We start from the raw sequence: 9,290 nt of genomic DNA, 5'->3' as shown, positions 1-9,290 counted from the left end.
GCATGGCGGGACAGAAGATCCGTATCCGGCTCAAGGCCTACGACCACGAGGTCATCGATTCGTCGGCGAAGAAGATCGTCGACACCGTGACCCGCACCGGCGCCAAGGTGGCCGGCCCCGTGCCGCTGCCGACGGAGAAGAACGTGTTCTGCGTGATCCGTTCGCCGCACAAGTACAAGGACAGCCGCGAGCACTTCGAGATGCGCACCCACAAGCGGCTCATCGACATCATCGACCCGACGCCGAAGACCGTCGACTCGCTCATGCGACTCGACCTGCCGGCCGGTGTCGACATCGAGATCAAGCTCTGAGGGGAGACGCACACACATGAGCAGCACTCTCACCGCGCGCGGCCTCCTCGGTCGCAAGCTCGGCATGACCCAGGTCTGGGACGAGAACAACCGGGTCGTCCCGGTCACCGTCCTCGAGGCCTCCACCAACGTCGTGACCCAGGTCCGCACCCGCGAGACGGACGGCTACAGCGCCATCCAGCTCGGCTTCGGTGAGGTCGACGGACGCAAGCTGAACAAGCCGCAGTCCGGTCACTTCGCGAAGGCCGGCGTCACGCCGCGCCGCCACATCGTCGAGATCCGCACCGAGGCCGTCGCCGACTACACCGTCGGCCAGGAGATCTCGCCCGAGATCTTCGCCACCGGCGACAAGGTCGATGTGACCGCCACCAGCAAGGGCAAGGGCTTCGCCGGCGTCATGAAGCGTCACGGCTTCGCCGGTGTGTCCGCCTCGCACGGTGCGCACCGCAACCACCGCAAGCCCGGCTCGATCGGTGGCTGCGCCACCCCGGGTCGCGTCTTCAAGGGCCTGCGCATGGCGGGTCACATGGGTACCGACACGGTCACCACCCAGAACCTCACCGTCCACGCGGTCGACACCGAGCGCGGCCTGATCCTGGTCAAGGGCGCCGTGCCCGGGGCCAAGGGCGCGCTCGTCGTCATCCGCTCCGCTGCGAAGGGAGCCTGACCGACATGGCCACCAAGACCATTGACGTCGACCTGCCCGTCGACATCTTCGACGCCCGTGTCAGCATCCCGCTGATCCACCAGGTCGTCACCGCCCAGCTCGCCGCCGCCCGTCAGGGCACGCACGACACCAAGTCGCGCGGCGAGGTTGCCGGCGGTGGCAAGAAGCCGTACCGCCAGAAGGGCACGGGCCGCGCCCGTCAGGGCTCGATCCGCGCACCCCAGTACAACGGCGGTGGCGTGGTCCACGGCCCGACGCCGCGCAGCTACGACCAGCGCACGCCCAAGAAGATGAAGGCCGCCGCCCTGCGCGGTGCCCTCACCGATCGGGCCCGCAACGGTCGCGTGCACGTCGTCGAGTCGATCGTGACCGGCACGTCGCCCTCCACGAAGGCCGCCCTGGCCGCCGTGCGCGGGCTGACCTCGCGTCCCCGCGTGCTCGTGGTCCTCGATCGTGACGACACCGTCACCGCGCTGAGCCTGCGCAATGCGCAGAACATCGCGCTGCTGCCGTTCGACCAGCTCAACACGTACGACGTGCTGCGGGCCGACGACATCGTCTTCACGAAGACGGCGTTCGACGCGTTCGTCGCGGCGCGCTCGACCGAGGGTGCCGAGACCGTCAAGCTGAGCGCCGCGGCCACCGAGGTCACGGACGCCAAGCCGGCGGCGAAGAAGGCAGCCCCCAAGAAGGCCGCCGAGAAGCCTGCCGAGAAGGTCGAGGCCAAGGCCGCGACCGAGACCGACGGTGATGCCAAGGCCGGCGCCACGAAGACCCAGCCGTACGGCCCGGGTTCGAAGGCTCCGCTGGCCAGCGGCAACGCGCCGAAGGGTCACGACATCAAGGGCAACGAGGACTCGAAGCTCTACCACACCCCGGCCAGCCAGTGGTACGACCAGACGGTCGCCGAGGTCTGGTTCGACACCACCGACTCCGCCGAGGCCGCCGGCTTCGCGCCGGCCGGTGGCGAAGAGGCCCAGGAGGAGAACTGATGAGCAACCACGGAGCGTTCGCTCGCGACATCCTGATCGCCCCCGTCGTCAGTGAGAAGAGCTACGGCCTGCTCGACGACAACAAGTACACGTTCGTGGTCCACCCGGACGCCAACAAGACCCAGATCAAGATCGCCGTCGAGGAGATCTTCGGGGTCAAGGTGACGTCGGTGAACACGATCAACCGCAAGGGCAAGGCTCGTCGGACCCGCAACGGCCTCGGAAAGCGCAAGGACACCAAGCGCGCCGTCGTCAGCGTGGCCGCCGGCCAGAGCATCGACATCTTCTCCGCCCAGGCCTGAGTGAGGACTGAGTAAAAGACATGGCTATTCGCAAGTACAAGCCCACCACCCCGGGCCGTCGCGGCTCGAGCGTGGCGGACTTCGCCGAGATCACCCGCACCACGCCGGAGAAGTCGCTGGTCGAGCCGCTGCCCAAGAAGGGCGGCCGCAACAACCAGGGGCGCATCACCACCCGTCACCAGGGCGGTGGCCACAAGCGCGCCTACCGGATCATCGACTTCAAGCGGTACGACAAGGACGGCGTGCCGGCCAAGGTCGCTCACATCGAGTACGACCCGAACCGCACCGCCCGCATCGCGCTGCTGCACTACGCCGATGGCGAGAAGCGCTACATCATCGCGCCTGAGGGTCTGAAGCAGGGCATGACCGTCGAGGCCGGAGTCGGCGCCGACATCAAGCCCGGCAACAACCTGCCGCTGCGCAACATCCCGGTCGGCACCACGATCCACGCGATCGAGCTGCGTCCGGGCGGCGGCGCCAAGATGGGCCGCTCGGCCGGCGTCAAGGTGCAGCTCGTCGCCAAGGAGGGCTCGCGCGCCCAGCTGCGCCTGCCCTCGGGCGAGATGCGCTACGTCGACGTTCGCTGCCGCGCCTCGATCGGCGAGGTCGGCAACGCCGAGCAGTCGAACATCAACTGGGGCAAGGCCGGCCGCAACCGGTGGAAGGGCAAGCGCCCGACCGTCCGCGGTGTCGCCATGAACCCGATCGACCACCCGCACGGCGGCGGTGAGGGCAAGACCTCCGGCGGCCGTCACCCGGTCAGCCCGTGGGGCAAGCCCGAGGGCCGTACGCGCAAGCGCAAGGCCAGCGACCAGATGATCGTCCGCCGACGCAAGTCCGGCAAGCGGTAAGGAAGGACTGAACCATGCCGCGCAGTCTCAAGAAGGGCCCGTTCATCGATGGCCACCTCGAAAAGAAGGTGGACGCTCAGAACGAGGCCGGTACCCACAACGTGATCAAGACCTGGTCGCGCCGCTCGATGATCCTGCCGTCCTTCATCGGACACACGATCGCCGTGCACGACGGCCGCAAGCACGTGCCCGTGTTCGTCACCGACTCGATGGTCGGCCACAAGCTGGGGGAGTTCGCTCCCACCCGCACGTTCAAGGGCCACGAGAAGGACGACCGGAAGGCGAAGCGTCGATGAGTGCCACCACCCGCGACAACGTGAGCGCGCGCCGCGAGCGCCTGCTCGGTGACGCCCCCGGCGCCTTCGCCGTGGCGCGCTTCGTGCGCGTCACGCCGCAGAAGTCGCGTCGTGTCGCCAACCTGATCCGTGGAACGCGCGTCGAGGACGCGCTGACCTCGCTGAAGTTCCAGCCGCAGGCCGTGGCCGAGAACTTCTACAAGCTGGTCGACTCCGCCGCCGCGAACGCCGAGACCACTGAGGGCCTCGACCGCTCGAGCCTGGTCATCACCCAGGTGATGGTCGACGAGGGCCCGACGATGAAGCGTTGGCGTCCGCGCGCCAAGGGTGCGGCCAACCGCGTCCTGAAGCGCACGAGCCACCTCACGGTGGTCGTCGAACCCGCAGACAACGAGAAGAAGGGCCGCTGACATGGGTCAGAAGATCAACCCGCACGGCTTCCGCCTCGGCATCTCGACCGATCACAAGAGCCGTTGGTACGCCGACAAGCTGTACGCCAGCTACGTCGGTGAGGACGTCAAGATCCGTCGTCTCCTGACCAAGGGCATGGACCGCGCCGGCATCAGCCGCGTCGAGATCGAGCGCACCCGCGACCGCGTCCGCGTGGACATCCACACGGCGCGCCCGGGCATCGTCATCGGTCGCCGTGGCGCCGAGGCCGACCGCATCCGTGGCGACCTGGAGAAGCTGACCGGCAAGCAGGTCCAGCTGAACATCCTCGAGGTCAAGCAGCCCGAGATGGACGCCCAGCTCGTCGCGCAGGGCGTGGCCGAGCAGCTGAGCGGCCGCGTGCAGTTCCGTCGCGCGATGCGCAAGGCGATGCAGAGCACGATGCGCTCCGGTGCCAAGGGCATCCGGATCCAGTGCTCGGGTCGTCTCGGCGGCGCCGAGATGAGCCGCTCGGAGTTCTACCGCGAGGGTCGCGTCCCGCTGCACACGCTGCGCGCTGACGTCGACTACGGCTTCTACGAGGCCAAGACGACCTTCGGCCGCATCGGCGTGAAGGTCTGGATCTACAAGGGCGAGGTCGCCGGTACCCGGGCCGAGCGCGAGGCCGAGGCGGCCCGTCGCGCGGCCGCTCCGGGCAGCCGTCGTCCCGGCCGTGGTGAGCGTGGCGGCGCCCGTCGTCCCGCTCGTGACGGCGCCCCCGCCGCCTCGGCTCCGGCCGAGGCCGCTGCCGCCGCTCCCGCTGCGGCGCCGGAAGGAGCTGAGTCCTGATGTTGATGCCCCGTCGCGTCAAGTACCGCAAGCAGCACCACCCCAAGCGGCGTGGCGTTGCCAAGGGTGGCACGGAGCTCGCCTTCGGTGACTTCGGCATCCAGGCGGTCGAGGGTCACTACGTGACCAACCGCCAGATCGAGTCCGCCCGTATCGCCATGACCCGTCACATCAAGCGTGGCGGCAAGGTCTGGATCAACATCTACCCGGACCGTCCGCTGACGAAGAAGCCGGCCGAGACCCGCATGGGCTCGGGCAAGGGCTCGCCCGAGTGGTGGGTCGCCAACGTCAAGCCCGGCCGCGTCATGTTCGAGCTCTCGGGTGTTCCCGAGGACGTCGCCCGCGAGGCCATGCGCCGCGCGATCCACAAGTTGCCGATGAAGGCCCGCTTCATCACCCGAGAGACAGGAGACCTCTGATGAGCAACGCCACAGAACTCCGCGACCTCACCGCCGATGACCTGGCCGTGAAGCTGAAGGAGGCGAAGGAGGAGCTGTTCAACCTGCGCTTCCAGAACGCCACCGGTCAGCTCGACAACACCGCGCGCCTGCGTACGGTGCGCAAGGACATCGCGCGCATCTACACGGTGCTGCGTGAGCGCGAGCTCGGCATCATCGAAGGGGTCGAGGCATGAGCACGAAGGACCAGGAAATGACCAACGACCGTACCCCCCGCAAGGTCCGCGAGGGCCTGGTCGTCAGCGACAAGATGGACAAGACCGTCGTCGTCAGCATCGAGGAGCGCTTCAAGCACCCGCTGTACGGCAAGGTGCTGCGTCGCAACATCAAGCTGAAGGCCCACGACGAGGCCAACGCGGCCGGCGTCGGCGACCGTGTCCGTCTGACGGAGACGCGTCCGCTGTCGGCCACGAAGCGCTGGCGCGTCGTGGAGATCCTCGAGAAGGCGAAGTGAGAGACAGATGATTCAGCAGGAGTCGCGACTCAAGGTCGCCGACAACACGGGTGCCAAGGAGATCCTCTGCATCCGCGTTCTCGGTGGCTCCGGTCGCCGCTACGCCGGGATCGGCGACACGATCGTCGCCACCGTCAAGGACGCGATCCCCGGCGGCAACGTCAAGAAGGGCGATGTCGTCAAGGCGGTCGTCGTGCGCACCGTCAAGGAGCGCCGTCGTCCGGACGGCTCGTACATCAAGTTCGACGAGAACGCCGCCGTCATCCTCAAGGCCGACGGCGATCCGCGCGGAACGCGCATCTTCGGCCCTGTCGGCCGTGAGCTGCGCGACAAGAAGTTCATGCGCATCATCTCGCTTGCTCCGGAGGTGCTCTGAGATGGCCCGTATTCGCAAGGGTGACCAGGTCAAGGTCATCGCCGGCAAGGACAAGGGTGTCGAGGGCAAGGTCATTGCCGTCGTCGCCCCCAAGAACGGCGGTGACGATCGCATCATCGTCGAGGGTGTCAACCGCGTGCAGAAGCACACGCGCGCCGGCCAGACCGGTGCCGAGGGTGGCATCATCACCGCCGAGGCGCCGATCCACGTGTCGAACGTGATGCTCGTCGTCGACGCCGACGGTGGCAAGACCACCACGAAGGTCGGCTCGGCCGTGATCGACGGCACCAAGACCCGCATCAGCCGCAAGACCGGAAAGGAGATCTGACATGGCCACGGAAACCACCACGGGACCTCGCCTCAAGGCGAAGTACCGCGAGGAGATCCTGCCGGCGCTGCGTGAGCAGTTCCAGCACGACAACGTCATGCAGGTCCCCGGCCTGACCAAGATCGTCGTCAACATGGGCGTCGGTGAGGCGGCCCGCGACGGCAAGCTCATCGAGGGTGCCATCGCGGACCTCACGGCCATCACCGGCCAGAAGCCGCAGGTCACCCGGGCCCGCAAGTCGATCGCGCAGTTCAAGCTGCGTGAGGGCATGCCGATCGGTGCGCACGTCACGCTGCGCGGCGACCGCATGTGGGAGTTCCTCGACCGCCTGCTGACGCTCGCGCTGCCGCGTATCCGCGACTTCCGCGGGCTGTCGCCCAAGCAGTTCGACGGCCGGGGCAACTACACGTTCGGCCTGACCGAGCAGGTCATGTTCCACGAGATCGACCAGGACAAGATCGATCGCAGCCGGGGCATGGACATCACCGTCGTCACGACGGCCACCAACGACGACGAAGGTCGCGCGCTGCTCAAGCTGCTCGGCTTCCCGTACAAGGAGAACTGACATGGCGAAGACCGGTCTGAAGGTCAAGCAGTCCCGTACGCCGAAGTTCGGCGTCCGCGGCTACACGCGCTGCCAGCGCTGCGGCCGTCCGCGTTCCGTCTACCGCAAGTTCGGCCTGTGCCGTATCTGCCTGCGGGAGATGGCGCACCGCGGCGAGCTGCCCGGCGTGACCAAGAGCTCCTGGTAAAGAAAACCACCTACCCGCAGTAGGTCCCCTCCCACGGCCCAGTCTGTTGACTCTGCCCGGACGAGGTGCGAAACCGCAGCGAGAAACGGAAACACACGAAATGACGATGACCGATCCGATCGCGGACATGCTGACGCGTGTCCGCAACGGCAACCAGGCGTACCACGATGCGGTGACGATGCCGCACTCCAAGCTCAAGGAGGGCGTCGCCGCCATCCTCAAGCAGGAGGGCTACATCACCGACTACGCCACCGCCGATCCCGCCGAGGGCGAGGTCGGCAAGACGCTGACCATCACCCTCAAGTACGGCCCGCACCGCGAGCGCTCGATCGCCGGCATCCGCCGCATCAGCAAGCCGGGCCTGCGGGTCTACGCCAAGTCCAACAACCTGCCCAAGGTTCTCGGCGGCCTGGGGGTGGCGATCATCTCCACCAGCCAGGGTCTGCTGACCGACCGTCAGGCCAACACCAACGGAGTGGGCGGGGAAGTCCTCGCCTACGTCTGGTGACGAAGGGAGTCTGAACAGATGTCACGCATCGGCAAGATCCCCGTCGCCGTTCCGTCGGGTGTCGAGGTTTCGATCGACGGCCAGACCGTCACGGTCAAGGGCCCCAAGGGCCAGCTCTCGCACGTGGTCGCCGAGCCCATCACCGTCCGCAAGGACGAGGATGGCTCGCTCGCGGTGGAGCGTCCGGACGACGAGCGTCGCAGCAAGGCCCTTCACGGCCTGAGCCGCACGCTGGTCAACAACATGGTCGTCGGTGTCACCGAGGGCTACGAGAAGAAGCTCGAGATCGTGGGCGTCGGCTACCGCGTGCTCCCCAAGGGCCCGTCGGAGATCGAGCTCAACCTCGGCTTCAGCCACCCGGTGCCGTTCACGGCGCCCGAGGGCATCACGTTCACCGTCGAGGGCCCGACCAAGCTCACCGTGTCGGGTATCGACAAGCAGGCCGTGGGCGAGGTCGCCGCGAACATTCGCAAGATCCGCAAGCCCGAGCCGTACAAGGGCAAGGGCGTCCGCTACGCCGGCGAGCGCATCCTGCGCAAGGCTGGAAAGGCTGGTAAGTAAGCCATGGCAATCTCGATCAAGCACGCCAAGCACACGGCCGGTCGCGTCGCGTCGCGTCAGCGCCGCCAGATCCGCGGCCGCAAGAAGGTCCAGGGTTCGGCGGAGCGTCCTCGCCTCGTCGTCACTCGGTCCAGCAAGCACATCGTCGCCCAGGTCGTGAACGACCTCGAGGGCCGCACGCTGGCCTCGGCCTCCACCATGGAGGCGGACCTGCGCACGCTCGACGGCGACAAGACGGCCAAGGCCAAGAAGGTCGGCGAGCTCGTCGCCGACCGCGCCAAGGCCGCCGGCATCGAGGCCGTGGTCTTCGACCGCGCCGGCAACAAGTACGCCGGTCGCGTCGCGGCCCTCGCCGACGGTGCCCGCGAGGGCGGACTGGAGTTCTGATGACCAACAACATCTTTGGCACGATCAACAAGGGGAGTGCTGCATGAGCACGCGCCGTCAGGGTGGCGACCGTCGCGGAGGCCGCGGCGACCGCAACGCCGAGAAGTCCAACTACATCGAGAAGGTCGTCACGATCAACCGTGTGGCCAAGGTCGTCAAGGGCGGCCGCCGCTTCAGCTTCACCGCTCTGGTGATCGTCGGTGACGGCGACGGCCAGGTCGGTGTCGGCTACGGCAAGGCCAAGGAGGTCCCGACCGCGATCGCCAAGGGTGTCGAGGAGGCGAAGAAGAACTTCTTCCGCGTCCCGCGCATCCAGGGCACCATCCCGCACCCCGTGCAGGGTGAGAAGGCGGCCGGCGTCGTCTTCCTGCGCCCGGCGTCCCCCGGTACCGGCGTCATCGCCGGTGGCCCGGTCCGCGCCGTGCTCGAGGCTGCCGGTGTCCACGACATCCTCAGCAAGTCGCTCGGCTCGTCGAACGCGATCAACATCGTCCACGCGACGGTGGCGGCGCTGAAGGCGCTCGAGTCGCCCGAGTCGGTCGCGGCGCGTCGCGGCCTCGCCGTCGAGGACGTCGCTCCGGCGGCGCTGCTCAAGGCGGGCAAGGCTGCTCCGGCGGCCGAGGCTCCCTCGGAGGTGACCGTCTGATGGGCAAGCTCGAAGTGACCCAGGTCAAGTCCGGCATCGGTCGCGAGCAGAATCAGCGCAACACGCTGCGTTCGCTCGGCCTCAAGCGGATCGGCGACGTCAAGGTCGTCGAGGACCGTCCGGAGATCCGCGGCATGGTCAACACCATCCCGCACCTCGTCTCAGTCAAGGAGGTCGACTGAC

At 67.6% G+C, this 9,290-nt stretch carries 20 protein-coding genes; all 20 read left to right on the top strand.

The window, feature by feature from the left end; translation table 11 throughout:
• Positions 1 to 2: 2 nt before the first annotated feature.
• The 20 genes from rpsJ (at position 3) to rpmD (ending at position 9,289) form a co-directional block, all read left to right on the top strand.
• Positions 3 to 311, top strand: a complete 309-nt coding sequence (gene rpsJ / locus ACT26F_RS10840) for a 30S ribosomal protein S10 (RefSeq protein WP_087624403.1) — start codon at positions 3 to 5, stop codon at positions 309 to 311.
• A gap of 16 nt (positions 312 to 327) precedes the next feature.
• Positions 328 to 978 (top strand): 50S ribosomal protein L3, encoded by a 651-nt coding sequence (gene rplC, locus ACT26F_RS10835; RefSeq protein WP_471670543.1) that lies wholly within the window; start codon positions 328 to 330, stop codon positions 976 to 978.
• A gap of 5 nt (positions 979 to 983) precedes the next feature.
• The gene (rplD, locus tag ACT26F_RS10830) at positions 984 to 1,970 is read left to right on the top strand and encodes a 50S ribosomal protein L4, sunset domain variant (protein WP_471670542.1); all 987 of its coding nucleotides are present in this window, start codon (positions 984 to 986) and stop codon (positions 1,968 to 1,970) included.
• A complete protein-coding gene (gene rplW / locus ACT26F_RS10825; protein WP_471670541.1) occupies positions 1,970 to 2,272 on the top strand; it encodes a 50S ribosomal protein L23 in 303 nt (100 codons plus the stop codon). Before rplD ends, rplW begins: the two co-directional genes overlap by 1 nt.
• A gap of 20 nt (positions 2,273 to 2,292) precedes the next feature.
• On the top strand, positions 2,293 to 3,123 hold the full coding sequence (gene rplB / locus ACT26F_RS10820) for a 50S ribosomal protein L2 (protein ID WP_471670540.1): 831 nt from the start codon (positions 2,293 to 2,295) through the stop codon (positions 3,121 to 3,123).
• Positions 3,124 to 3,137: 14 nt separating this feature from the next.
• Positions 3,138 to 3,419, top strand: coding sequence for a 30S ribosomal protein S19 (rpsS, locus tag ACT26F_RS10815; RefSeq protein ID WP_471670539.1), 282 nt, complete (start codon positions 3,138 to 3,140; stop codon positions 3,417 to 3,419).
• Positions 3,416 to 3,829, top strand: coding sequence for a 50S ribosomal protein L22 (gene rplV / locus ACT26F_RS10810; protein WP_471670538.1), 414 nt, complete (start codon positions 3,416 to 3,418; stop codon positions 3,827 to 3,829). The genes rpsS and rplV overlap by 4 nt, the downstream gene beginning before the upstream one ends.
• Before the next feature lies 1 nt (position 3,830).
• A complete protein-coding gene (rpsC, locus tag ACT26F_RS10805; RefSeq protein ID WP_471670537.1) occupies positions 3,831 to 4,637 on the top strand; it encodes a 30S ribosomal protein S3 in 807 nt (268 codons plus the stop codon).
• Positions 4,637 to 5,056, top strand: a complete 420-nt coding sequence (gene rplP / locus ACT26F_RS10800) for a 50S ribosomal protein L16 (RefSeq protein ID WP_471670536.1) — start codon at positions 4,637 to 4,639, stop codon at positions 5,054 to 5,056. Before rpsC ends, rplP begins: the two co-directional genes overlap by 1 nt.
• Positions 5,056 to 5,271, top strand: coding sequence for a 50S ribosomal protein L29 (gene rpmC, locus ACT26F_RS10795; protein WP_471670535.1), 216 nt, complete (start codon positions 5,056 to 5,058; stop codon positions 5,269 to 5,271). Before rplP ends, rpmC begins: the two co-directional genes overlap by 1 nt.
• Entirely contained in the window at positions 5,268 to 5,549 is a 282-nt protein-coding gene (gene rpsQ / locus ACT26F_RS10790) for a 30S ribosomal protein S17 (protein WP_471670534.1), read from the top strand. The genes rpmC and rpsQ overlap by 4 nt, the downstream gene beginning before the upstream one ends.
• 7 nt (positions 5,550 to 5,556) lie before the next feature.
• Positions 5,557 to 5,925, top strand: coding sequence for a 50S ribosomal protein L14 (gene rplN, locus ACT26F_RS10785; protein ID WP_056209423.1), 369 nt, complete (start codon positions 5,557 to 5,559; stop codon positions 5,923 to 5,925).
• A 1-nt stretch (position 5,926) separates the two neighbouring features.
• On the top strand, positions 5,927 to 6,253 hold the full coding sequence (rplX, locus tag ACT26F_RS10780) for a 50S ribosomal protein L24 (protein WP_471670533.1): 327 nt from the start codon (positions 5,927 to 5,929) through the stop codon (positions 6,251 to 6,253).
• 1 nt (position 6,254) lies between these two features.
• The gene (gene rplE, locus ACT26F_RS10775; RefSeq protein ID WP_471670532.1) at positions 6,255 to 6,818 is read left to right on the top strand and encodes a 50S ribosomal protein L5; all 564 of its coding nucleotides are present in this window, start codon (positions 6,255 to 6,257) and stop codon (positions 6,816 to 6,818) included.
• Between the two features lies 1 nt (position 6,819).
• Complete coding sequence (locus tag ACT26F_RS10770; protein ID WP_078699117.1) at positions 6,820 to 7,005, top strand: type Z 30S ribosomal protein S14; 186 nt, start codon at positions 6,820 to 6,822, stop codon at positions 7,003 to 7,005.
• Positions 7,006 to 7,105: 100 nt separating this feature from the next.
• The gene (rpsH, locus tag ACT26F_RS10765; RefSeq protein WP_471670531.1) at positions 7,106 to 7,513 is read left to right on the top strand and encodes a 30S ribosomal protein S8; all 408 of its coding nucleotides are present in this window, start codon (positions 7,106 to 7,108) and stop codon (positions 7,511 to 7,513) included.
• Positions 7,514 to 7,531: 18 nt separating this feature from the next.
• A complete protein-coding gene (rplF, locus tag ACT26F_RS10760) occupies positions 7,532 to 8,074 on the top strand; it encodes a 50S ribosomal protein L6 (protein WP_471670530.1) in 543 nt (180 codons plus the stop codon).
• A gap of 3 nt (positions 8,075 to 8,077) precedes the next feature.
• The gene (rplR, locus tag ACT26F_RS10755) at positions 8,078 to 8,461 is read left to right on the top strand and encodes a 50S ribosomal protein L18 (RefSeq protein WP_471670529.1); all 384 of its coding nucleotides are present in this window, start codon (positions 8,078 to 8,080) and stop codon (positions 8,459 to 8,461) included.
• Positions 8,462 to 8,504: 43 nt separating this feature from the next.
• Positions 8,505 to 9,107, top strand: coding sequence for a 30S ribosomal protein S5 (gene rpsE, locus ACT26F_RS10750; RefSeq protein ID WP_471670528.1), 603 nt, complete (start codon positions 8,505 to 8,507; stop codon positions 9,105 to 9,107).
• Entirely contained in the window at positions 9,107 to 9,289 is a 183-nt protein-coding gene (gene rpmD, locus ACT26F_RS10745; RefSeq protein ID WP_471670526.1) for a 50S ribosomal protein L30, read from the top strand. Before rpsE ends, rpmD begins: the two co-directional genes overlap by 1 nt.
• The last annotated feature ends 1 nt before the right edge of the window (position 9,290 follow it).

This window comes from Aeromicrobium sp. SP1 (assembly GCF_055663785.1).
Note: the sequence above shows the minus strand (reverse complement) of the source record. Positions and strands in the feature narration are given on the sequence as shown.